Raw genomic sequence first — 24981 nt, forward strand, 5'->3', positions numbered from 1 at the left:
ACATATTGTCAATTTATGATAAATTTTAATCATAACAAATAAACGGAGTACCATATGCTTTTAATTTTAAATAAAAATGCTGATAACAAAGAAATATCTATAATAAAAGATAAAATAAATAAGTTGGGGTTAGAGGTTAACGAAATCAAGGAATTAAACTATCATATACTTGGTTTAATCGGTGATGTCAGCAAGCTTGATCCCGGTATTTTTGAAGCATACAAAGCTATCGATAAAGTAATATTTGTTCAGGAGCCGTATAAAAAGGCAAATCGTCTTTTGCATCCCAACAATACTGAAATTAAAGTTAACAATGAAATTATCGGTGGAAATAGAGTAAATATAATAGCAGGTCCCTGTTCTGTAGAAAATCAGGAACAAATATTAAGCATTGCCGACGATGTCAAAAGATACGGCGCTAAATTTTTAAGAGGCGGAGCATTCAAACCAAGAACGTCTCCATACAGCTTTCAAGGATTGAAGACAGAAGGATTAGACCTTTTAAAGCTTGCCAAACAACAAACAGGTCTTCCTATAGTAACTGAATTAACATCCTTGGATTTCTTGGATGAATATGTTGAAAATGTGGATATTATACAGGTTGGCGCACGCAATATGCAAAACTATGAAATGTTAAAGCAGCTTGGAAAAATTAACAAACCCATATTATTAAAAAGAGGACCGTCCTCAACGGTGGAAGAACTGTTAATGTCGGCGGAATATATACTCCTTGGCGGAAACGAAAATGTTATATTGTGCGAAAGAGGCATAAGAACATTTGAAAGCTATACAAGAAATACCTTGGATTTGAGCGCAGTTCCCGTAATAAAAAAATTAAGCCACCTTCCCGTTATAGTTGATCCGAGTCACGCAACAGGCAGATGGTGGATGGTAGAGCCAATGGCACTTGCTTCTATAGCGGCAGGAGCCGACGGTTTAATTATTGAGGTTCATAATGATCCTGAAAATGCACTGTGTGACGGAAATCAATCAATAAAACCAGATAAATTAAAACAGCTTATGGAAAAATTAAAGCTTATTGCAAAAGCAACGGGAAGAGATATATGAAATTAGATATTAATATAGAAAAAAACGCGGCGAAATACGAAGTAATTATAAAAAACGGTTTAATTCAAAATCTGTCAGAGGAAATTAAAAATGTTTATAGCGGCAAAAAAATAGCTGTCCTGACAGATGAGAATATATTTGAACTGTACTGCAGCAAGTTGGAAAGCAGTCTAAACGAGCAGTTTGATGTCAGCTTTATTATAATAAAGACAGGTGAAAACAGTAAGACACTCAGCGTTTTGGAATTTGTTTATGCGAAGCTTTCAGAGTATAATATTCAAAGAAGTGATTTGATAATTGCCTTTGGCGGCGGCGTTGTAGGTGATTTAACCGGCTTTGCGGCTTCCACATACTTAAGAGGCATAGATTATATACAAGTGCCCACATCACTTATTGCACAAACAGATTCATGTATCGGAGGTAAGACGGCAGTTAATTTAGCAGAAGGAAAAAATTTAGCCGGAAGCTTCTACCACCCAAAAGCAGTATTGATTGATACTGATTTTTTGTTAACCTTAAGTGATAAATACATTAAGGACGGTATGGGTGAGATTATAAAATATGCGTGCATAAAGGATTTATCATTGTTTCAATTTTTAATGAATATTAAATCAAAGCATGAGCTTTTTGAAAATATAGAAAAAATTGTACATACGTGCTTAAGCATAAAAAAACAACTGATTGAATTTGATGAGAAGGATAAGGGGATAAGAATGCTCTTAAACTTCGGTCATACAATAGGTCATGCCATTGAAAAGTATTACAGCTTCCAAATAACTCACGGAGAGGCGGTAGCTGCAGGTATGCTCATAATAACAAAAAACAGTGAAAGAATCGGATATACAGAAATCGGGACATACGAAAAATTAAAAGCTATATCGGATAATTTCAATATCCAATGCAATTTAGACAATTACAATAAAAAAGAAATTAAAAAATATATTTTATCTGATAAAAAAAATTTAAATAATAATATAAATTTGATATTGCTGAAGAAAATCGGTGAAAGCTTTATACACAATGTACCCGTTAATGCAGTTGATGAATTTATAACCCCCTAATGACAGGAGACAGGAGAAATTATGGATATTTTAATTAAGCCGACAAAGCTAAAAGGAAAATTAAATATGCCTCCTTCAAAAAGCTTAAGTCACAGGGCTGTTATCTGTGCGTCTTTATGTAAAGACGGAGAAAGCATAGTCAATAATCTTATTTTATCAGAAGACATAAAAGCAACTGTAGAAGGCATGAAGCAGCTAACCGATAGACATACTCCTCATCCGGTGATTGATTGCAGGGAATCCGGTTCAACTCTAAGATTTTTAATTCCCATTTCTCTTGCGGTAAATAATCAATGCAGCTTTACGGGAAGTTCAAGGTTGTTTGAACGACCCTTGGGTATATATTTCGATATTTTTAATGAGCAGAATATTACTTATATAACATATAAAGATATACCTTTATATGTTAAGGGAAATTTAAAAGCAGGTACATATAAAATGTCAGGTAGAATCAGTTCACAGTTTATTTCAGGTTTATTCTTTGCCCTTCCTCTTTTATCTGATGATTCTAATATCATAATTACAGACAGCTTGGAATCTAAAAGCTATGTATATATGACAATTGATGTAATGAAAAAATTCGGAGTTGTAATACAACAAATAAATACAAATGAATTTTATATCAAAGGTAGTCAAAATTATAAAAGCAGCACTTATACCATAGAAGCCGACTATTCTCAGGCAAGCTTCTTCTTAGTGGCAAATGAATTGGGAAATAATATTGAAACCATAGGATTAAATGATAATTCTTTACAGGGTGATAAGGAAATAGTTAATATAATAAAAAGATACAAAAATACCAAGAAAGAAATTATAATCGATGCATCCCAAATACCTGACTTAGTTCCGATAATATCCGTACTTGCATCGCTAAAAAACGGTATCATAACTAAAATAACAAATGCAGGGCGCCTTCGAGTAAAGGAATCAGACAGATTAAAAGCAATTTCAACAGAAATGAAAAAAATCGGCGCTGATATTAATGAAACTGAGGACGGCCTGATTATCAAGGGAGTCGTAAAATTATCAGGCGCAGCTAAAATAAGCAGCTGGAATGACCATCGTATAGCAATGTCATTAGCTATTGCCGCAACAAACTGTGAAAAGGAAATAATACTTGAAAATTGCCAAGCCGTTAATAAATCATATCCAAGCTTTTGGGATGATTATAAATATTTAGGAGGTAAGGTCAATGAGCTCAATAATAGGTAATAAATTGAAAATCAGCTTATTCGGTGAATCACACGGTGAGGCAGCAGGCATAGTCATTGACGGTCTGCCTCCGGGAATAGAGCTTAATTTAGAATATATAGACGAGCATATGAAAAGAAGGGCGCCCGGACAAAGCGTATTATCAACTCCCCGCAGAGAAGAAGATAAATACAGCATAGTGAGCGGTTATTTCCAAGGAAAAACTACAGGCACACCCCTTTGTGCCCTAATTTACAACGAAAATATAAACTCCAAGGATTACAACGAAATAAAATCAAAAATACGCCCCGGTCACGGAGATTACACAGGATTTATTAAATATAAGGGATTCAACGATTTCAGAGGCGGCGGTCATTTTTCAGGCAGACTGACAGCTCCCCTAACCTTCGCCGGAGCCATTGCCATGCAAATTCTGCAAAGCAAAAAAATATATATAGTAAGCAGAATCAAAAGCATAAAAGATATTTCAGATGATGATGGAATAAATTTACATGAAAATGAAATTAACAGATTAACAAAAATGAATTTTCCCGTATTATCTTCGGATAAATTAAAACTGATGCAGGAAAAAATATCAGAAGCTAAAGAAAACAATAATTCCGTCGGCGGAGTAATTGAAACTTATATAGTAAATGTACCTGCCGGTTATGGAGGGCCGTTTTTTGATTCTGTTGAAAGTAAATTATCTCATATGATATTTTCAATACCTGCAGTTAAAGGTATAGAATTTGGTGCCGGATTTGATATAACTAAGCTTACAGGCAATAATGCTAATGATGAATTCATTATAACCAACAATAAAATAACGACAACGACAAATAATAACGGCGGAATATTAGGGGGAATAACGAACGGCATGCCCATTGTCTTCAGAACTGCCATAAAACCAACCTCCTCCATAGGCATATCTCAGCACACAGTAGATTTACATGAAATGAAGGAAACAGAAATTAATGTTGCGGGACGGCACGATCCCTGCATAGTTCCAAGAGTGATACCCGCAATAAACGGCGCTGCTGCTTTGGTAATTCTTGATCTGATTTTAGAAAGAGACGGTGAATTATGGATTTAAATTCTGCAAGAATCGAAATAAATGAAGTAGACAAAGAAATAGTTTCCTGTTTAGAAAAAAGATTTAACTTAGCTCTCGAAATAGGCAAATACAAAAGTGAAAACAATCTTCCCATATATGATGAAGTCAGAGAAAAAAAGGTAATAGAAAACTGCATCGGTTATTTAAGCAATAAGAATTACGCAAGGCATATAGAAAATATCTATAAACAGATTATGGATTCAAGCAAGGAATTACAGCTATGAGCAGAAATATCGTATTAATCGGAATGCCCGGGAGCGGTAAGACTGTCATAGGAAAAGAAACAGCAAAAAAATTAAACATGATTTTTGTTGATATGGACGAAATGATTCAAGCAAAAGAAAGTAAAAGTATTGCAGAAATATTCAAAGACGGAGAAGAATATTTCAGAAGCTTAGAAACCGACTGTGCAAAAGAATTGGGCAATAAAAATTCCTTAATAATTTCTACAGGCGGAGGAATTGTTAAAAGAAAAGAAAATATTGATTATTTAAAAAGAAACTCTATTGTAGTTTTTATAAACAGACATCCTGATAACATTGTAAAGGATGTTGATATTCAAAAGCGACCCTTACTAAGTAATGGTATCGACAATATATATAAGCTTTACAATGAAAGAATAGATTTATATAAAAAATATTGTGATATTGAAGTGATTAATGATAAAGAAATTAATGATTCAGTAGAAGATATTATACAAAAACTCAAAAGGAGATCCTTCGTTAATGCTCAGGATGACAAATAACTGTATCATCCTGAAGGCAGTAAAAGATGCCCTAACGTGAATCTCCAAATAATATTCCTATTTATTTTTTACCATTTCAAATTCTTCTTGAATTTCAGCTGATGGCTCTGCTGTCATTTTTGATACTACATAAATAAAAATACATGAAATTATAAATGCAGGCAGAAGTTCATAAACTCCGAATAATCCTCCCATTGGCTTAAGTAAGAGCTTCCAAACAAATACTGCTATACCGCCTGATAACATACCTGCGATAGCACCTTCTCTTGTTGTTCTTTTCCAGAACAATGAGAATATTGTTATAGGTCCGAAAGTAGCTCCAAATCCTGCCCATGCAAAGGATACAATAGTAAAGATAACACTGGTTTCATCAAGTGCTATTACAATACCGATTACTGAAATTACTAACAATATAATTCTTGAAATTTTCATTACCTGATCATCTGTCGCATCTTTTTTGATTAAATGCTGATAGATATTTTTAGAAAATGCTGATGCAGCAATCAACAAATATGAGTCAGATGAACTGATTGTAGCAGCTAAAATACCTGCCATTACAAAACCTGCAAGCATTGCCGGCAGCAAGTTTGAAGAAAGAACTATAAATATACTTTCTGAAGCACTGTATGTAGTTAACTCGGTTGGGAATAAGCTTCTTCCTATAATTCCGATTGCAACTGCTGCTCCAAGTGAAATAATTACCCATACAACTGCTATTCTTCTTGAAGTTTTAAGCTCATTTGCATCTCTGATTGCCATAAATCTTAACAATACCTGAGGCATACCAAAATATCCGAGACCCCATGCCAATGTAGATAATATGGTGTATAATCCGTATTTTCCTGCTGCGTTAAACTGCGGTACTCCGTTTACGGCTATTTGAGTACCATCGGCTCCTAATGCAGGCGATGCAATTCCGAAAAATTCAAAAAAGCCGGGAATTGATTTAGCATTTTCAACAACAACGGATGTTCCTCCTGCAACTGAAGTACCAATAATCAAGATTGTTACAAGAGCAATTATCATTACGAATGCTTGCAATGTATCTGAAGCGGTTTCAGCTAAAAAGCCACCCAAGAACGTGTATATCAATACAAATATTGCGCCCGACACCATCATCACCTGATATTTAAATCCAAACAATGTACTGAAAAGCTTACCTACCGTTACAAAACAGCTGGATGCATACACCGTAAAAAATACAAGAATAAATACTGCGGAAATAGTCATAATTACTTTGTTTTTTTCCTTAAAGCGATTACTGAAGAAATCAGGAAGAGTTATTGAGTCGCCTGCTATAACGGAATAATCATGCAGCCTTTTAGCTACAAACAACCAGTTAAGATAAGTTCCTGCGGCAAGACCAATAGCTGTCCAAGCAGCATCACTAAGACCATACCAATATGCAACTCCGGGAAGGCCCATCAAAAGCCAACCGCTCATATCTGAAGCTTCGGCGCTCATTGCAGTAACTAAGGGGCCTAAAGATCTGCCTCCTAAAAAAAAGTTTTCACTGCTTTCATTGGCACGTTTTGCAAAATACAATCCGATACCTATAACAACAGCCATGTACACAATCATTGAAATAAAAATTTGTAATGTGTCTCCTCTCATTAACTAACCTCCTTTTATTTTTTCTTACCATTTTTTACGGCAAGATATTTATATAAGTATAATTGCAGAATTACATAAAGTCAAGCATAAATAATAGCGATAAATGTAGAATTGTTAACGTTGTCACCGAATTAACAATCCTAAGATTTGAACACTTGATTAATATGCTCTCTTGTTTGCAAACAAAAGACAGATATGTATTAATATACACATCTGTCTTACATTTTATCCTATTAAATTATTAATTACTTCTTTAACGGTTGTTAACTTATTTACACTTTTTAAATTAGCACCTGCAAATATCAACCCGTCTCTTCCTTCTACCGCATCTATTAAACCGGTTGATATGCAATAGGGAATTGACGCGGGATTACATCCGGATAAACATCTGTAGCATTTGCTTGCCTTATTTCCGCTGGCCATTGATTCTGTCAGAAAGTTTGTCCTGATTGCTCTGGCGGGCATTCCTACGGGGCTTTTTATAATCATTTCATCATCTTCAGTTGCATTAATATAAGCTAATTTAAAGTTTTCATCTGCATCACATTCAACAGTTGGTACAAACAAGCTTGCTATTTGAAATCCGTCGGCACCTGCATCGCTAAGTTCTTTTAAATCTTCCTTCGTTCTTATTCCTCCGGCGGCAATCACAGGAATTTTAACATTGCATTCTGCTTCAAAACTGCTGATTAATTCCTTAACTTCCTTTACAATGTCTTTTAAAGCCATACATTTATTTTCAAGCATTTCATCCATTTTAAATCCTAAATGCCCACCTGCTAACGGTCCCTCAACTACAAGAGCATCAGGTAATCTGTCATGCTTTAAATAACTTTTTATTATTACCTTTGCTGCCTTTGCAGATGACACTATCGGAACAATTTTAGTAGATGTTCCTTTAACCAATTTAGGCAGTGCCAAGGGAAGTCCGGCACCGGAAATTATTAAATCTATTTTTTCTTCTACTGCTTTTTTTACATAAAGTTCATAATTGGTGATAGCCGTCATTATATTCATGGCTATAATACCTTTTGTTTTTTCTCTTGCTTTTTGTATTTCCTTGCCTATAGCTCTTAAGTTTGCCTCTAATGGATTCATTGCAAAATCCGGCTCTCTGAATCCAATCTGTACTCCTGATATGGTTCCTATACCACCTTCATTGGCTACGGCAGCTGCTAAATTTGATAAGGATACACCAATACCCATACCTCCTTGGATAATTGGAATCTTGGCAATTAAATCGCCTATTCTTAATTCTTTCAGTTCCATTTTTTCTCCAATACTTTAAAAATCAATTTATTTGATATTCAAAGTATATAGATAATCATTGAATTTGTCAAGGAAAATTTAAAAGGACGATTCTATTCGTCAATAATGAAACGAAAGAACCGTCCCCCAAATTACTAAATTATTGTTTTTGACTGTACTCATCAAGGGCGGCATTGGTATTTGCCTGTTTTTCCTCGATGATTTCTTGAATCATCATGTCCTTGACCTTCATTAATCTCGTTTGATTACCTCTTTCATTTTCATCAAGTTTCATTTGAATATACTTGATTGTTTCTTGAAATTGAGGAATCATAACGTATTCGAGGGCATTAACCCTTCTTCTGGTTTTTTCTATCTCTGCCGCAAGAAGCTGTACTTCCTTTTCTACTGCAGCTAACTTTAACATTTCAGGAAAAATTTCAGATAAATTTTCAATGGCATTATCAAGCTCAGCTGAAGTATTGGCAAAACCATAAGGATAAATATTTGAAGCATCATCAGTTGTAGTTTTAAAGTCAAACACAGGAACATCAACACTCATAACATTTTTGTTTCTTACGTCGATTGCTACTCCTTGTTTAGGATACATAAGTGCTTCCTCTAAAACTTCTGTTGACATAACCGCACTTGCAATTACAAAGTTGGAATAAACATTCTGCAAATAGGATTCCACCTGTTCACGCAAGCTTTTGTTTTCTCTGGCAAGCTCCAAAAATTGTTTCATAAGCTCATCACGTTTATCCTTAAGCATTTTATGACCCTTAACGGCCACCTTCAAACGCTTTTTCAGAGAGGTTAATACCATTCTGGTCGGATTTACATTTAACCTTGCCATAACTTTTCACCCCTCGTTTTATTCATTTTTGGGATAGTATTTTTCAAGATATTCGTCTCTTATACGTTTTAATTCGCTCTTTGGTAAAAGCGTCAATAAATCCCAGCCTATAGTCAATGTTTCTTCAATTGATCTGTTTGTTTCATAACCTTGAGAAACATATTTTCTTTCAAATTCGTCAGCAAATTTTGCATAGAATTTATCTGCATCGGAAAGAGCTGCCTCACCAAGTATTGCCATAAGCTCTTTTGCTTCCTTACCTCTTGCATATGCCGCGAAAAGCTGATTTAATACGTCTGAATGATCTTCTCTTGTCTTGCCTCTGCCTATACCTTTATCCTTTAAACGTGACAACGACGGAAGAACATCTATAGGCGGCTTGATATTCTTTCTGTATAATTCACGGGAAAGAATTATCTGCCCTTCAGTGATGTATCCCGTCAAGTCAGGAATAGGATGTGTTTTATCATCTTCAGGCATTGTTAAGATAGGAATCATTGTAATTGAGCCCTCTATGTCTCTCTTTCTGCCTGCTCTTTCATACAAGGTTGCTAAGTCAGTATATAAATAACCGGGATATCCGCGTCTTCCGGGTACTTCCTTACGAGCAGCCGATACTTCACGAAGAGCTTCTGCATAGTTTGTTATGTCTGTCAATATAACAAGCACGTGCATTCCCTTATCAAAAGCAAGAAACTCTGCTGCGGTAAGTGCCATACGAGGAGTTGATATACGCTCAATTGCAGGATCGTCCGCTAAATTCATAAATAATACGGTTCTGTCAATAGCCCCTGTTTTTCTAAAGTCTGAAATAAAGAAGTCTGCTTCTTCGTATGTGATACCTATAGCCGCAAATACAACCGCAAACTTGGAATCAGTACCTAAAACCTTTGACTGACGTGCAATTTGCGCCGCTAAATCAGCATGAGGCAAACCGGATCCGGAAAATATAGGAAGCTTTTGTCCTCTAACCAATGTATTTAATCCGTCTATTGCAGATACACCTGTTTGTATAAATTCATCCGGATAGTCACGAGCCGACGGATTCATAGGAAGTCCCGCAATATCTAATCTTTTCTCCGGAATTATAGCCGGACCGTTATCAATAGGTCTGCCAAGACCGTCAAATACACGTCCTAACATATCGTATGAAACTGCTAACTCCATTCCTCTTCCTAAGAATTTTACCTTGCTTTCTGCAAGATTTATTCCCGCGGAGCTTTCAAAAAGCTGTACCAACGCATTGCTTCCGTTAATTTCAAGAACTCTGCAGCTCCTTGTTTCACCATTAGGAAGCTCAATAACACCAAGTTCGTCGTAAGATACATTTTCAACATTTTTAACAAGCATTAAAGGTCCTGCTACCTCTGATATCGTCTTATACTCTCTTATCATACTATTGAACCTCCCTGCCTGCAATTAAAGCTGAAATTTCTGTTTCTATCTGTTTCTTAATATTGTCAAAGTTTTCTTGAATATCTTTCTCTTCCGTATATTTAAATCTTCCGATTCTTTCTCTTACAGGAAGCTCGGATAATTTCTTAAAGTCAGCACCATCTCTTAATGCATCCATGCCATCATGGAAATATTTTAAGATTAATGTTAATAATTTATGCTGTTTTTCAAGTGATGAATAGGTATCTATATCATGGAACGCATTTTGATGCAGGTAGTCCTCTCTTATGGAACGAGTTGCTTCAAGCTTCAATCTGTCTCCAACTGAAAGGGAGTCAACACCAACAAGTTGAACTATTTCATTTAATTCAGCTTCTTCCTGTAACAGCCTCATAGTTTCTGAACGCATTGAAGTCCAATTACGTGCAACTGTATCATCAAACCACTTTCCTATTCTGTCAACATACAATGAATAACTGTTTAACCAGTTAATCGCCGGGAAGTGACGTCTGTATGCAAGCTGTGCGTCAAGAGCCCAGAATACCTTTACTATACGAAGAGTTGCCTGAGATACCGGTTCTGAAATATCTCCACCCGGAGGTGAAACTGCTCCGATAGCAGATAATGCTCCTTCTCTTCCTTCAGCTCCTAAGCTTATAACTCTTCCTGCTCTTTCATAGAATTGTGCAAGACGAGATGCAAGATATGCGGGATAACCTTCTTCACCCGGCATTTCTTCAAGACGTCCGGACATTTCACGAAGTGCCTCTGCCCATCTTGATGTGGAGTCAGCCATTAAAGCAACCGAATAGCCCATATCTCTGAAATATTCTGCAATTGTAATACCTGTATAAATACTTGCCTCACGCGCAGCAACCGGCATATCTGATGTATTGGCAATTAACACCGTTCGTTTCATCAATGATTCACCTGTTCTTGGGTCTTTTAATTCAGGGAATTCCATTAAAACGTCTGTCATTTCGTTACCGCGTTCACCGCATCCTATATAAACAACTATTTCCGCATCGGCCCATTTAGCCAACTGATGCTGAACAACTGTCTTACCGCTTCCGAATGGTCCCGGAACTGCTGCAACACCGCCCTTTGAGATAGGGAACATCGTGTCTATAACTCTTTGTCCTGTAACCAAAGGAGTATTGGGAACCAATTTTTCCTTGTAAGGTCTGCCTCTTCTTACAGGCCATTTCTGCATCATTGTTAAATTAATATTTTCACCGTTTTCTTTTAAAACAGTACATACTGTTTCTTCCACCGTGAAACTGCCTGATTTTATTTCTTGTACAGTTCCGCTTATACCATACGGAACCATTATTTTTTGTTCTACAACTATCGTTTCCTGAACTGTTCCAATAATATCTCCTGCCTGAACCTTGTCGCCTGCTTTAACAACAGGTACAAACTCCCATTTTTTCTCTCTGTTAAGTGATGGAACACTTATTCCTCTGGCAATGTTAGGTCCGGCCATTTTTCTGATTTCTTCAAGTGGTCTTTGGATTCCGTCATATATGGTTTCTATAAGTCCGGGTCCAAGTTCAACCGACAACTGTGCTCCGGTTGTAACTACAGGTGCTCCCGGAGCTAATCCTGCTGTTTCCTCATATACCTGAATTGATGCCCTGTCACCGCGCATCTCTATAATCTCGCCGATAAGTCCCTGTTCGCTGACACGTACAACGTCAAACATGTCTGCATCTTTCATACCTTCAGCTATAACTAACGGACCGGATATTTTTACTACTCTTCCTTGGCTCATTAAATTAATCACCTGCTTTCATTTTAATAACTCAATTAGTCGTTGCTAAACAATATATCAGCACCAACTGCTTTTTCTACAGCTTTTTTAATATTATCAAATCCTATTCCCATTGAACCGCTCATACCCGGTATAGGAATTATTGCCGGCAGGCGTTTTTCATTATATTCATATACAGCATCCGTTATCTCAGCATAGAAGTTTTCCGTTATATAAATAATAGCGTAGTCCTCATTGGCGATTTTTTGCAACTTTTGCTTTGCATCTTCCTTCGATATACAGTCATATACATCTAAACCAACCGCTTTAAAACCCTGGACACTTTGTTTATCACCGATAACACCTATCTTATACATACATTTCTCTCAACCTTTCTCTTATAAGTTCAGGAGAGATACCTGCAAGCTTGCCTGCCAAAATTATTCTTGCAATTTTTATCTCATTATCCTTTGCTATCAAATATCCTGCAAGGGGCTCTATGCCAAAAGGAACATATTTAGCTGACTTAACATATTCAATCAGTTTATTGTCCAAAAGCTTTTCCAAGGTTGTGAATTTTCCCGTTTCAATCAGTTCTTCAGTTCCTTCAAGTAATAAATCCCTAAAACCGTATGCCGACAACTGTTCAGCAAATTTTTCAAATGAATCATCATAATTTTTTATGAATACCTGTTCGCTGATATCACCGCCGCTTATGAAAACCTTGGTGAAAAAGTCCCAGGATTTATTCATTTTCTTTAATCTTACATAAGTTTTTATATTGATTACATCAATCTGTAATTTAATATAGTCAATTATAAAATCATTTTTGGTTTCCTTCGCAGTATTTAACATTTCCTCATAGCAATATTTATCAAAGATAATATCTATCTGCTGAGGATCATTAGTTTTTGGAAATGTTTCAATTACTTCGTTTAATGCTTTACCCATACTTTCTGTCAAAGATGAAAAATCTCTCTCTTTTACGGCATATTTAAGTGTTTTTAAATCAATCGAGCCGGTATCAACCAAAATATCGGAAGAATCAAAAGCTAAATATTCGGATTTCATAATAACTTTTAAATTATGATAATCGTATGGATATAAAAACATATTGAAGTAATCTAATTCAGGTGCGATAGATGATATAAAATCATATGTTTTTTTATGCTCTTCACTTAAAAGTTTTTCATAATTATTTGGTTCGGTAATTTCGTTGTCATATCCGTAATTTATATCATTTAAAACCCTTAAGCTATCCAATGTGGTCTTTGCATCAATCATTTTCTCTGCTCTTTCACGAGTAAGCATGTATTTTTCAACACTTCTGACTCTTGCAGTGGAAAACAAATAATCTGTATCCTTAATTTTTGCCAAAGCCATTCCTCCTTTCAGGCAGGAAAATTAATTAAAAAGTGCATTTGCAACTTCGGTAGTCAAATCATCCTTTATTGAATTAAGTAACGTTTCAAAGGTATTGTTAATTTCTATATTGCCGCTTCTTAATAGAAATCCGCCGCTTACATTTATCGTTTTGTCGCTTAATTCATAACTTTGAACATTCAATCTTTGATTAACTGCTTTTATTAATTTCTCGCCTATTTTATCCCTGTCTCTTTGATTTAAGATTATTATTCCTTTATTTACAGGAATTTTAATTATTTCTTCTGTCAAATAGTTTAAATATTTATCTTCGGGCATTGATTTTAACTTCTCAAGTGCTAAATCAAAGCTTTTCTGAATAGCTTCCTGCTTTGCGCCAAGAATCATTTTTTTTGCTTGAAGTTCTGCAGCTGATACCTTTCTGCTTTTTAAGCTTTCCGCATCCTTTGTACTTTTTTCCGCTGTTTGCTTCATTATTTCTTCAGCTTCTATTTTTGCTTTGTTTATAATTTCCTCCATTGTTTTCTCAGCATTTTTAACGGAGGTTTCTTCAACTAATTTAGCATCGTTTAAAATAGTAGCTGTTATATTTTCAATGCTCATTTCCTCACATCCTTATTATAGTTTTAAATACATGTTATATTGCAATACCATTTATCATAAGGAAAGAAATAAGAAGTGCCAATACAGCATATGTTTCAACCATCGCCGCATAAACCATTGCTTTTGCAATTTCTTCAGGTCTTTTACCCACTAACATAATACCTGATGCAGCAACCTTACCTTGGTTAATTGCCGAAATAGTACCAACTATTCCCATAGGAAGTGAAGCCGCTAAGAAGAAACCACCCTGCGCAGCCGTTAAAGCTGCCATATCTCCACCTAATAATCCTATTTTATTTAGTATTATAAAGGCAATAAGAAGTCCGTAAATACCTTGAGTTCCCGGTAATGCTTGTAAAATCAATGTAGCACCGAATTTCTTAGGATCTTCGGCTACAACTCCCGATGCTGATTGACCTGCAATACCGACACCTATAGCACTTCCTATACCTGCTAATGCCGCAATTGAAGCGCCTAAAATTGCTAAAAAATTTCCGTTTGTTAATATGTTGTTCATTTAAATTTCCTCCTTGATAATCTTATTATATTTAGTTTTTTTAGCTAAAGGATTAAAGGATTCTCCTCCGCCTTCATAAAATTTTCCAAAAAATTCAACATATTGTAACCTTGCTGCATGTACGAATGCTCCAAGTGCATTAATAGCAAAGTTGAAGACATGACCAATTAATAAAACCACTATGAAAAGCAAAATTCCGAATATATTTCTGCCTCCCATGCTTCCCAAAATACTTACAACCGAAGATACAACGCCTGTAGCTAATCCAAGTGCAAGCAATCTTGAGTATGAAAGTATATCACTTAAGTAGCTTGTAATATTGTATAAGCTTAAAACACCGCTTATTAATTTACCTACTATATTATCCTTGCTTCTGCCTTGAGTTAAAATTAATCCGATGGCAAAAATAATAGTCATCCATTTTCCGACCTCAGCAGATCCCGGTATTATAGTATTACCGAATAACCATAATGCAATACCGATAATAAAACCGTACCAGAAGCCTATGTCAAATACCGCGGCTTTTGTATCTCCATCTCTAATCAGCATATATGCTTGTATAGCCATTCCCGTAAACAGATGGATTACACCGAATATAAAGGAAAAAACCAATAAGGTCATGGGTTGTTCCATTGGATTAATCCAGACAGCCTTTATTGTAAAATCAGAATTAAATATTAACTTTGCTGCCGCAGGTATGGCATCGCCGAACCAGCTGCCGAACATAACTCCCCAGAATGCTGTAGACAATCCGCAGTAGAAGAATAGCTTCATCATTTTTTGCATAGTACCTTCCAAGCTGAATTTCTTAAGCAATAGGAAGCAAAGTACCGCCATAATTAAGCCATATCCGACATCAGCAAGCATAAGCCCAAAAAATATCGCATAAAATGGAGCCATTATCGCTGTTGGGTCAATATTCGATGATGAAGGCAAGCTATACAACTCGGTAATGGCTTCAAAAGGTTGTGAAAAAGATTTATTATCTAATAAAATAGGATATTGTTCTCCGTCCTCCGGCTCTGAAATTTCATACCAGCATTCATATTTTTTTAATATTTGTTCTACCTTATCATTACTGACTTCCGGAGTCCATCCCTGTATATAAAATGTGGTATCTGTTTTAAGAATATTGCTAAATATTTTATTTTTATCTCTTTCAATTACAAGATAATCATAATATATTTGAATTTCTTCTTTGAATGGTACATAATCCGAAATACTTTTTTCAATAGCTTCTTTTTTATCCGAAATTTCTTTTAACGTTTTCTCATATTGCGCTATATTTTCTGCTGCTGTTTTAGTGAGTTCTTTGAAATTTACAATGTTAAAACCAAATTGCTTTAAAGTTTCATAAGCAATATCTTTTTCACTTATTAAACAAATTATTGAAAAATAATATTGATCCTTATCACTTTCAATCAAATTTATATAACATTTATCGGTCCTATCCTTCAAATCGCTTTTCAGTTTTTCTATATCAATTATATTTGGAAAAACTCCGATAAATATACTCGTATACTCAGTTTCGTTAAGCTCAAGCGGCAGTTCATATTTTATCCACGGTTTTAAACTCATAATTGATGCTTCAATTTTATTTTCCTCTGAGCTTAAATCATTGTATGTCTTGTTTAATTCAAGCAATTTTGAAACAATTTCCTCAGTACTTTCCTTGTTTTGCACCTTATTTTCAAATTCATTTAGTGTTATTGTATTTCTTGTACTGAATAATGGTTTTTTACTTTTGTCATAACTTTCTAAGCTTACTAAAACGTCATTGATTTTGGAAATCTTAGCATCATAGTTTAATACTTCATTTTCATTGCCATCTTTTTTAACAATGGAAATCCATTCAGGATCTGTAAGCTTTAAATCCTGTGAACTTACTTCTACAACACCTAAGTCCATTATTTCCTTTATAACAGATGGTTTATGAGCATTCAGTCCAATGATGCTGATTTTGTTCATCTTAACTATTGACACCGACTTTCACTATCCTTTCAAGTATTATTGAAGCTGCATTGTCCATTTTACCTTCAGCATTAGAGAGAATATTTTCACATTCCTTTGAAGCATCATTAATTATTCCATCATACAAGATCTGTCCTTCTGACTCAGCAGCTTTAAGGATTTCTGTACTTTTAGATTCAGCAAATTCTCTTGCTTCATCTAAAATTCGATTGGCTGCTGCATTAGCGTCAGCTATAATCTGTTTAGATTGTTGAGTTGCTTCCTTCTTAATAAGTTCAGCCTTTTCCTCAGCTTCCTTAATCACCTTGATGATTTCAATCGACACTATACCACCACCTTTTTTATTGTCGGGAAAACATATGCATTTTCCTTATATTACTATAAATTATTATATTAAAAATGTCAATAGAATAACTATTCCCACTAAATTATGCAGTTATTCATATTCCTACGAGTTTTTCAAGTTTAACTCGTACAATAATGATAATAAAACCTTTTCATATTTTCCGTAACCATGGTTACAAAAAATAGATGGGAAAAGCCCTATTTAATATTCCTTTAATAGTATAATAACAAGTTAAATTTTTATCAATAACGCACTTTTTTGTACTTTAGTACCTAAAAAGTAACTTAGTATATTAATCTATATTTGCTGCTTTCTTTTGCGAAATGTTTTCATTGCATTTAATTTCTAAATATTCAGCACCAAAGCCATGCATCATTTCAAGAATTGGTATTATTTTTTCTCCAAGCTCTGTTAATCCATATTCAACCTTCGGAGGAACAACAGGATAAACCTTCCTATAAATAAGATTATCTTCCTCTAAGCTTCTGAGCTGCTGGGTAAGCATTTTTTGTGTAACATCAGGCAGACGTTTCTTAATATAATTGAATCTTAATACCTTGCCGCTAAGATACCATAAAATCAATATTTTTCTTTTTCCTGACAACAGTTGTTGAACCAATACCATGGGACAAACCTTGTATCTTATACATTTATCACTCATATGACAACTGTTGTGTCTTTCTGATTCCTTAAACATATTATCACCTCATCATCAATATTAAGTATCTTTTTGAACTCTATAGCCTAATTTATTACTTACGTATCTATTTTTATAGTACAGTATAATCATAGCATGGACATTATAAAATAACAATATTTTTTTGAAAACAATTTCTTAATGCTTGTTAATATTTTATCATATCTTGATAGATTTTGCTATATTAAAATTTATAAATATGTAAATCTAATATGGGGAAAAATCTTAAAATAAGATTAGTATATATAAAAACTGTGTCGCACAGGCGCAACACAGTTTTCTTTATATTTTTATTCTACAGCAAATATAAGCTCTGCTTCAGCAACAATTTCATCATCTACATAGGCAAAAGCTTCTCCGATACCAAAGCTTCCCTTTAATTTTGATATTTTTGTAGCTAACTTTAAGGTATCTCCCGGGCATACCTTTCTTTTAAATTTGGCACTTTTAATGCCCCCGAAGTATACCGTCTTACCTTTAAATTTATCCAAAGATAAAATTGCTACGGCACCTGTCTGCGCCAGCGCTTCAATAATCAGAACACCGGGCATCACAGGATTTCCCGGAAAATGACCTTGAAAAAATTCCTCGTTAAAGGTTACATTTTTTAAACCTACTGCCATTTCTCCTTCGGTAAGCTCTATTATCTTGTCAATTAGCAGCATAGGATATCTGTGAGGTATTATTTTTTGTATATCTTTAGTATCATAAATCATAACTTACTGTCCCTTATGTTTTTTCAAAATTAAAGCAGCATTATGTCCGCCAAAACCAAAGGCATTTGACAGAGCATAGTCAAATTCTTTTTTAATACCTTCATTCGGAACAAAGTTCAGTCCCAATTCAGGATCAGTCACTTTATGATTAATTGTAGCGGGTATAAAACCGTCCTCAAGGGCTTTAGCGCATATTATTGCTTCTACCGCACCTGCAGCTCCCAGTAAGTGACCTGTCATCGACTTAGTCGAACTGATCAGCAATTCATTGGAGCTATCCTTAAATATATTTTTTATTGCTTGTGTTTCAAATTTATCATTATACAAAGTGCTCGTTCCATGAGCGTTTATATAAGTTATATCTTCAGGCTTTAATCCTGCATCTTCAATTGCATTTAGCATTACAGCAGATTGACCTTCTGAGCTCGGATCCGGCGAAGTCATGTGATATGCATCACAAGTAGCACCATATCCAACTATTTCCGCGTATATTTTTGCTCCTCTTTTAACTGCATGTTCATACTCTTCAAGAACCATTATTCCGGCACCTTCTCCCATTACAAAACCGTGTCTTTCAGCATCAAAAGGTATTGAAGCTCTGTTAATATCAGATGTAGTTGAAAGTGTAGTCAAAGCGGAGAATCCTGCTATTGAACAAGGTGTTATAGCAGCTTCGGAACCACCTGCTATCATTACATCACAAATTCCGTCCTGAATTCTTTTGTATGATTCACCTATGGCATTTGCTCCCGTAGCACATGCGGTAACAGGTGAATAGTTAATCGCTTTTGCTTTATATTTAATAGCCACCAAGCCGGATGCCATGTTAGATAACATCATTGGAATAAAAAATGTTGAAACCTTATTTGGTCCTTTAGTAAGAAGCTTTTCATGTTCTGCTTCAATAGTATGAATACCACCGACCGCACTTCCTACAACACAGCCGAATCTTTTACTGTCTAAGCTTTCTACATCCAGTCCGGAACCCTTTACAGCTATCTCAGCTGCAGCAAGAGCAAATTGGCTGAATCTGTCCATCCTTTTTGATTCTTTTTTATCCATATATATCGTTGGGTCAAAGTCTTTTATTTCAGCTGCTAATTTAACACTGAAATCTGTTGTATCAAAAGATTCAATCGGGCTTATACCGCATTTGCCCATCTTCACATTTTCCCAAAACAAATCACCGGAACCAATAGGGCTTACAACCCCAATACCGGTTATTACTACTCTCTTTTTCATAAATCCTCCTACATATAGTATCCGCCGTTAACAGACAATATCTGTCCTGTTATATATGACGCTTTATCAGAAATTAAAAATTCAACTGCATCTGCAATATCCTCAGGTTGACCTAATCTTTGCAAAGGAATGTTTTTCATCATTTCATTTCTTATTTCTTCCGGAATTTTATCTGTCATATCTGTTTGAATAAATCCGGGCGCTATGGCATTTATAAGTATATTTTTCTTTCCTAACTCTCTTGCCATAGATTTTGTCATACCGATAATGCCTGCCTTAGAAGCAGAATAGTTTACCTGTCCCGCATTTCCCGCAAGTCCCACAACGGATGATATATTAATAATCCTTCCGTTTTTTTGCTTAAGCATCCTTTTAGCTATATGCTTGCAGCAATTGAATGTTCCCTTTAAATTAATGTCGATTACCTGATCAAATTCTTCCTCTGACATTAACGGGAGAATATTGTCCTTTGTAATACCCGCATTGTTAACTAAAACATCTATAGAGCCAAAGTTATCATATGCCTCATCAATCAGTTTTTTTGCATCATCATAACTGGAAACATCACATTGGACTATAATGTTCTTAGTTTCTTTATTTATAAAACTATTTACTAATTCCTCCATGGAGCTTGTATTGCTTCTGTAATTTAAAATTAAATTATAACCAAGTTCATTTAGTCTTGAAGCAATAACTGCACCAATACCTTTTGAAGCACCGGTAATAATTGCAGTTTTCATATTTCTCCTTTCTTTAAATGATTTGCTTTACATTAAGCGTAAGAAAATTGAAGATATTGTTCTAAGGTGGCAATACTGTCTATATTTATTGATTTAACGCTTTTATCTATTTTCTTTAAGAAGCTTGATAATGACTTTCCCGGTCCTACTTCTACAAATGTATTAACCCCGTCAGCTATCATTTTTCTGACACAAGCTTCCCATCTTACCGGATTATAAACTTGTTTTTCTAATTTGTCCGCTATTATTAAATCGTCATTGTAATATTCCGTATCTACATTTGAAATAACATCACAAGAAGGCTTTTTAAATTTTATCTTTGATAAATCTTCTTTCAGTTTATTTCCTGCGGAAATTAGCATTGAAGTGTGGAACGGTGCGCTGACCTGTAATTTTACAGCTTTTTTAATGTTAAACTCTGCCGTCTGACTAAGTGCATTTTCAATTGCGGTACTCTTTCCTCCAACAACTATCTGTCCCGGGCAATTAAAATTTGCCGGTTCCAATAATCCAAATCTCTCTGTAACGGTTTTGCAGAAACGAATTGCATCTTCGTCGGAGCATCCCATAAGCGCAAGCATTCCGCCTTCACCCACAGGAACAGCATTTTGCATATAATTTCCTCTGTTGTAAACAAGTTTTACTGCCGTTTCAAAATCCATCGCACCGGCTGCCGTCAAAGCAGAGTATTCGCCCAAGCTTAAGCCGCCCATTACAACAGAATTATTGTTTGAATTCTTCTTTATAATTTCATAAATTGCCATACAAACCGTCAGTAAAGCCGGCTGTGTAATTTTAGTTATACTCAAATCTTCGTTAGGTCCGTCAAAGCACAACTTAGTTATATCAAAACCAAGTGCTTCGTTTGCTCTTTGAAATATTTCTTTACTTTCTTTAAAATTATCATAAAAGTCCTTTCCCATTCCTGCGTATTGAGCGCCTTGTCCCGGGAATACAAAAGCAGTTTTATTCATTTTTGCCTCCTGATATAATTGAACCTATACCTTTCATTATTTTTTCTGCTTCATCAAACATTTCTTTAATCATTTCATAACAGCTTTGCTCTTTATTAACCAAACCGGCAATTTGACCTGACATTACCGAGCCGTAATCTACATCGCCCTGAATGGCAGCTTTATACAATCTGCCTCTGCCCAGCTGCTCCATTTCTTCAACGGTTGCGTTGTTTTTTTCTAATTCCTTAAATTGTGTTGAAAGCTTGTTTTTTAAAACTCTTACAGGATGACCTGTTTTTCTTCCGGTAACTATTGTATCTGTATCATTTGCTTTTTTAACTTTGTTTTTATAGTTTTGATGTACGCTGCATTCATTGGTTAATAAAAATCTTGTCCCTATCTGTACGCCTTGTGCTCCTAAGCACATAACCGCAGCTATACCTCTGCCGTCTCCTATGCCTCCTGCAGCAATAACCGGAATATTAACCGCATCAACAACCTGAGGTGTTAAACATAAAGTTGTTATTTCTCCAACGTGTCCTCCGGCTTCGGTACCTTCACAAATCAAAGCATCACATCCTATCTTTTCCAAGTGCTTGGCAAATGCAACCGACGGAACAACAGGTATAACTTTTGAACCGGCTTCTTTCCACATTTTTATATACTTGCCCGGATTTCCTGCACCTGTTATTATTACAGGAACTTTTTCGTCAACAAGTAACTTTGCTACTTCTTCTGCATATGGGCTTAGAAGCATTACATTTACACCAAACGGTTTATCAGTCAGTTGTTTTACTTTATCAATTTGTACTTTCAATGCTTCGGCTGTATTGTTGCCTGCTGCCACAACCCCGAGACCGCCTGCTTCCGAAACTGCCGCAGCTAATCCCGCATCTGATATTTGAGCCATTCCGCCTTGAAAAATCGGATACCTTATATTTAACAAGCTGCATATATTTGAATTAATCATATAAGCTCCTTTATGTATCTTATTTTAATTTACTTTTTAAAGAGAAAACGCCTGACCGGCGTTTTCTCAAGATTGTAGGTTGTTGAAAAGTTCGTCCAGCAAGGCGCCGGAAGACGGGCAACCGCAGCGTATTCAAACATACGTGAGGATTGACCGGCGCAGCGGCAACGATGCAGGCGGGCGTTTTCGGCAACCTATATTATTTTTGTTTTTCTGTAATATAATCCACTATGTCTTTTACTGTAACAAGTTTACCGTAATCATCTTCTTCAATTGTTATATTTAATTCGTCTTCAATTTTGCTTATTAATTCGAATAAGTCCAGAGAATCTGCTCCAAGATCATCTTTTATTTTACTTTCGAGAGTAATTGTATCTTCTTCCACATCTAATTCTTCAACCAATATTTCTTTAACTTTTTCTAAAACCATTATATCCTCCAAATATGTTTTAATGTCTGTAATTTCGATTTTGGTATTTATTATTCCTAATATTTTGATATTGATATTTGTTTAATATCTAATATTTTGATAATCGAAGTATATAATAAAAAAATAAGTTTGTCAATATTTTTTTAACGAAAAATTGTTACAAAATTAACTTGCTTGTTTTGTTTGTCGATATATGCAAAATATCATCTTATCATATTTCCTTTTATTGCTTCGACTATATATTCTGCGGCTCTGCTGTCTCCATAAGGATTTACTGCATTTGCCATCTTTTTATACTCCAACTCATTATTAAGAAGAGTATCTACTTCACTAAATATAACATCCTTTTCTGTTCCCACAAGCTTTGCGGTTCCCGCTTCTATTCCTTCGGGACGCTCCGTCTCTCTTCGTACTACAAGAACCGGTTTTCCTAATGAAGGGGCTTCCTCCTGTACTCCTCCGGAATCCGTTACAATTAGGTAGCATTTTGACATTAAATTTGTAAAGGGCAGATAGTCTAACGGTTCAATTAAATAAACTCCCTTTGTATGTTTAAAAACTTCTCTTGCTATTTCTCTTACCTTCGGATTTAAATGCATTGGGTAGATTACTTCCGCATCAGGGTTTTTTTGCAGCACATCACTTATTGCAGAAAAAATATTTTCCATTGGCTCACCTATATTTTCTCTTCTGTGTGCAGTTAACAAAATAACTTTTTTGTTTTCGAAATCTATGTTGTTGAGTATTTCGTCTTCAAACTTATAATTGCTATCTATAACCCATTTTAAAGCATCTATGGATGTATTGCCTGTTATATAAATTTTTTCTTCATCATAGCCCTCCTTCAAAAGATTTTCTTTTGAAGTTTCGGTCGGAGCAAAATGAAAATCGGTTATTATTCCTGTTAGCTTTCTGTTTGCTTCTTCAGGGTAAGGAGAATATAAATTACCGCTTCTTAAGCCGGCTTCCACATGTCCGATTTTAACCTGATGGTAAAAAGCAGCAAGAGCTCCTGAGAAAACTGTGGTTGTATCGCCTTGGACAAGAACTATATCAGGTTTAAAATCTTCTATAACTCCTTCTAATCCCATAAGTGCTCTGCATGTTATTTCAGTCAATGTTTGACCGCTTTTAAAAATATTTAAGTCATAATCAGGTTTAATTTCAAATATTCTTAATACCTGATCAAGCATTTCTCTATGTTGAGCTGTTACACAAATTTTAGTGTCAAAATATTCTTCCTCATTTTTTAAGCTTTTTATTATGGGAGCCATTTTTACGGCTTCAGGACGTGTCCCAAAAATAACAAGCACCTTAATTCTTCTCATGTATCCTCCTACTGTTCTTTCCTTCTGAACAAACCTGCCTTTTTAGCAAAATAAAACACAACTAAGACAGAAATTGTTGCAAGCATAATTCCCTTGAAAGGATCGGCATCAGCTATTATAACCGCAACAATGCCAAGCATCATACTGATAAAATACATTGTCAAAACTGTCTGTCTCTGATTAAGTCCCGATTTCATCAGCTTATGATGAAGATGCTCTTTGTCAGCCTGCATTATAGGTTTTTTGTTTATATATCTTCTGATAATTGCAAAGGCTGTGTCAAATATGGGTAATCCAAGAGCGAATATAGGAACTGCCAACGCAACAGCGGCGACGCTTTTAACCATACCAAGAACAGATGTGACCGCAAGCATATATCCTAACAACAAGGCACCTGTATCTCCCATAAATATTTTTGCAGGATTAAAATTAAATGGCAAAAACCCTAAGGAAGCACCTGCAATAATTGCGCATTGCATAACAATGAAATCATATCCCAAATTTGCCGCGGTAAATAAAAGTGTTGTGGCTGCAATACTTGCAACTCCTGAAGCAAGCCCATCCAGACCATCAATTAAATTTATTGTATTTGTTATTCCAACCAGCCAAAACAATGTTACGGGATATGATAACCAGCTCAATAAATAACTCACACCTGTAGCAGAAAGAGGATTTGTAATGAAATGAATCCTTACTCCTCCCTGTATGGCAATAAGTGCCGCAACAATTTGTAATAAAAGCTTTACCTTGGCAGGCATATCATACATATCATCCACTATACCGGCTAATACCACAATTGTAGCACCAATCATAATTGATATGTTGGTCCTGGTATGAGGCATGTATACAAACATGCAGGCCATAATTGCTATATAAATTGCCAAACCTCCAAAATAAGGCATTGGCTTACTATGTATTTTTCTTGAATCCTTTGGTACATCCATTGCTCCAACCTTAATAGCAAGATGCCTTGCAGGCGGAGTCATAACAAATGATATTATTACAGCTGAAATAAAAGCTACAAAATAATTAGCCAT

The 24981-nt window shown here is 35.3% G+C and carries 26 protein-coding genes; 6 read left to right on the forward strand and 20 right to left on the reverse strand.

The genetic code is table 11. The features are described 5' to 3' along the window. The first annotated feature begins 54 nt into the window (after positions 1-54). The 6 genes from aroF to RT412_RS00180 are packed head-to-tail and all read left to right on the forward strand — an operon-like array spanning position 55 to position 5179. Positions 55-1068, forward strand: coding sequence for a 3-deoxy-7-phosphoheptulonate synthase (aroF, locus tag RT412_RS00155; RefSeq protein WP_313339092.1), 1014 nt, complete (start codon positions 55-57; stop codon positions 1066-1068). Continuing rightward, entirely contained in the window at positions 1065-2129 is a 1065-nt protein-coding gene (gene aroB / locus RT412_RS00160) for a 3-dehydroquinate synthase (protein ID WP_313339094.1), read from the forward strand. The genes aroF and aroB overlap by 4 nt, the downstream gene beginning before the upstream one ends. A gap of 21 nt (positions 2130-2150) precedes the next feature. Then, positions 2151-3341: a 3-phosphoshikimate 1-carboxyvinyltransferase gene (gene aroA / locus RT412_RS00165; protein ID WP_398438605.1), complete on the forward strand. Its 1191-nt coding sequence runs from the start codon at positions 2151-2153 to the stop codon at positions 3339-3341. Then, the gene (gene aroC / locus RT412_RS00170) at positions 3322-4413 is read left to right on the forward strand and encodes a chorismate synthase (protein ID WP_313339096.1); all 1092 of its coding nucleotides are present in this window, start codon (positions 3322-3324) and stop codon (positions 4411-4413) included. Before aroA ends, aroC begins: the two co-directional genes overlap by 20 nt. Then, positions 4404-4658 carry a chorismate mutase gene (locus RT412_RS00175; RefSeq protein WP_313339098.1) on the forward strand — a complete coding sequence of 85 codons (255 nt, stop codon included), beginning with the start codon at positions 4404-4406 and terminating at the stop codon, positions 4656-4658. Before aroC ends, RT412_RS00175 begins: the two co-directional genes overlap by 10 nt. Next, a complete protein-coding gene (locus tag RT412_RS00180) occupies positions 4655-5179 on the forward strand; it encodes a shikimate kinase (protein ID WP_313339100.1) in 525 nt (174 codons plus the stop codon). The genes RT412_RS00175 and RT412_RS00180 overlap by 4 nt, the downstream gene beginning before the upstream one ends. A gap of 57 nt (positions 5180-5236) precedes the next feature. Here RT412_RS00180 and RT412_RS00185 read toward each other — a convergent pair whose 3' ends face one another. The 20 genes from RT412_RS00185 to RT412_RS00280 all read right to left on the reverse strand — a co-directional run bounded on the left by RT412_RS00185 (position 5237) and on the right by RT412_RS00280 (position 24981). Further along, positions 5237-6793: a sodium/proline symporter gene (locus RT412_RS00185; RefSeq protein WP_313339102.1), complete on the reverse strand. Its 1557-nt coding sequence runs from the start codon at positions 6791-6793 to the stop codon at positions 5237-5239. 225 nt (positions 6794-7018) lie between these two features. Continuing rightward, the gene (locus tag RT412_RS00190) at positions 7019-8062 is read right to left on the reverse strand and encodes a nitronate monooxygenase (RefSeq protein ID WP_313339104.1); all 1044 of its coding nucleotides are present in this window, start codon (positions 8060-8062) and stop codon (positions 7019-7021) included. Between the two features lie 139 nt (positions 8063-8201). Further along, the gene (locus RT412_RS00195) at positions 8202-8897 is read right to left on the reverse strand and encodes a V-type ATP synthase subunit D (protein WP_313339106.1); all 696 of its coding nucleotides are present in this window, start codon (positions 8895-8897) and stop codon (positions 8202-8204) included. A gap of 18 nt (positions 8898-8915) precedes the next feature. Continuing rightward, entirely contained in the window at positions 8916-10292 is a 1377-nt protein-coding gene (locus RT412_RS00200; protein WP_312814357.1) for a V-type ATP synthase subunit B, read from the reverse strand. A gap of 1 nt (position 10293) precedes the next feature. Then, positions 10294-12066 (reverse strand): V-type ATP synthase subunit A, encoded by a 1773-nt coding sequence (locus RT412_RS00205; RefSeq protein ID WP_313339109.1) that lies wholly within the window; start codon positions 12064-12066, stop codon positions 10294-10296. A 35-nt stretch (positions 12067-12101) separates the two neighbouring features. After that, positions 12102-12422, reverse strand: coding sequence for a V-type ATP synthase subunit F (locus RT412_RS00210; protein ID WP_313339110.1), 321 nt, complete (start codon positions 12420-12422; stop codon positions 12102-12104). Next, the gene (locus tag RT412_RS00215; protein WP_313339112.1) at positions 12415-13422 is read right to left on the reverse strand and encodes a V-type ATP synthase subunit C; all 1008 of its coding nucleotides are present in this window, start codon (positions 13420-13422) and stop codon (positions 12415-12417) included. Before RT412_RS00215 ends, RT412_RS00210 begins: the two co-directional genes overlap by 8 nt. A 27-nt stretch (positions 13423-13449) precedes the next feature. Then, positions 13450-14031: a V-type ATP synthase subunit E family protein gene (locus tag RT412_RS00220; RefSeq protein WP_313339114.1), complete on the reverse strand. Its 582-nt coding sequence runs from the start codon at positions 14029-14031 to the stop codon at positions 13450-13452. A 34-nt stretch (positions 14032-14065) separates the two neighbouring features. Beyond that, complete coding sequence (locus RT412_RS00225) at positions 14066-14548, reverse strand: V-type ATP synthase subunit K (RefSeq protein WP_313339116.1); 483 nt, start codon at positions 14546-14548, stop codon at positions 14066-14068. Further along, positions 14549-16531 carry a V-type ATP synthase subunit I gene (locus tag RT412_RS00230; RefSeq protein WP_313370044.1) on the reverse strand — a complete coding sequence of 661 codons (1983 nt, stop codon included), beginning with the start codon at positions 16529-16531 and terminating at the stop codon, positions 14549-14551. Further along, positions 16518-16844, reverse strand: a complete 327-nt coding sequence (locus tag RT412_RS00235; protein WP_313339120.1) for a hypothetical protein — start codon at positions 16842-16844, stop codon at positions 16518-16520. The genes RT412_RS00230 and RT412_RS00235 overlap by 14 nt, the downstream gene beginning before the upstream one ends. A gap of 313 nt (positions 16845-17157) precedes the next feature. After that, positions 17158-17562 (reverse strand): helix-turn-helix domain-containing protein, encoded by a 405-nt coding sequence (locus tag RT412_RS00240; protein ID WP_313339122.1) that lies wholly within the window; start codon positions 17560-17562, stop codon positions 17158-17160. Between the two features lie 290 nt (positions 17563-17852). Then, a complete protein-coding gene (gene fabZ / locus RT412_RS00245) occupies positions 17853-18278 on the reverse strand; it encodes a 3-hydroxyacyl-ACP dehydratase FabZ (protein WP_313339124.1) in 426 nt (141 codons plus the stop codon). 3 nt (positions 18279-18281) lie between these two features. Further along, complete coding sequence (gene fabF / locus RT412_RS00250) at positions 18282-19520, reverse strand: beta-ketoacyl-ACP synthase II (RefSeq protein WP_313339126.1); 1239 nt, start codon at positions 19518-19520, stop codon at positions 18282-18284. Positions 19521-19528: 8 nt separating this feature from the next. Beyond that, the gene (fabG, locus tag RT412_RS00255) at positions 19529-20260 is read right to left on the reverse strand and encodes a 3-oxoacyl-[acyl-carrier-protein] reductase (RefSeq protein WP_313339127.1); all 732 of its coding nucleotides are present in this window, start codon (positions 20258-20260) and stop codon (positions 19529-19531) included. Positions 20261-20292: 32 nt separating this feature from the next. After that, positions 20293-21234 carry an ACP S-malonyltransferase gene (gene fabD / locus RT412_RS00260; protein WP_313339129.1) on the reverse strand — a complete coding sequence of 314 codons (942 nt, stop codon included), beginning with the start codon at positions 21232-21234 and terminating at the stop codon, positions 20293-20295. Next, positions 21227-22186 carry an enoyl-[acyl-carrier-protein] reductase FabK gene (gene fabK / locus RT412_RS00265; protein WP_313339131.1) on the reverse strand — a complete coding sequence of 320 codons (960 nt, stop codon included), beginning with the start codon at positions 22184-22186 and terminating at the stop codon, positions 21227-21229. Before fabK ends, fabD begins: the two co-directional genes overlap by 8 nt. Positions 22187-22385: 199 nt before the next feature. Then, positions 22386-22616 carry an acyl carrier protein gene (acpP, locus tag RT412_RS00270; protein WP_313339133.1) on the reverse strand — a complete coding sequence of 77 codons (231 nt, stop codon included), beginning with the start codon at positions 22614-22616 and terminating at the stop codon, positions 22386-22388. A 203-nt stretch (positions 22617-22819) separates the two neighbouring features. Beyond that, positions 22820-23935 (reverse strand): non-hydrolyzing UDP-N-acetylglucosamine 2-epimerase, encoded by a 1116-nt coding sequence (gene wecB, locus RT412_RS00275; RefSeq protein ID WP_313339972.1) that lies wholly within the window; start codon positions 23933-23935, stop codon positions 22820-22822. 17 nt (positions 23936-23952) lie between these two features. Beyond that, positions 23953-24981 (reverse strand): MraY family glycosyltransferase, encoded by a 1029-nt coding sequence (locus RT412_RS00280; RefSeq protein WP_313339134.1) that lies wholly within the window; start codon positions 24979-24981, stop codon positions 23953-23955.

This window comes from Sedimentibacter sp. (assembly GCF_032080165.1).
GTDB lineage: Bacteria > Bacillota > Clostridia > Tissierellales > Sedimentibacteraceae > Sedimentibacter.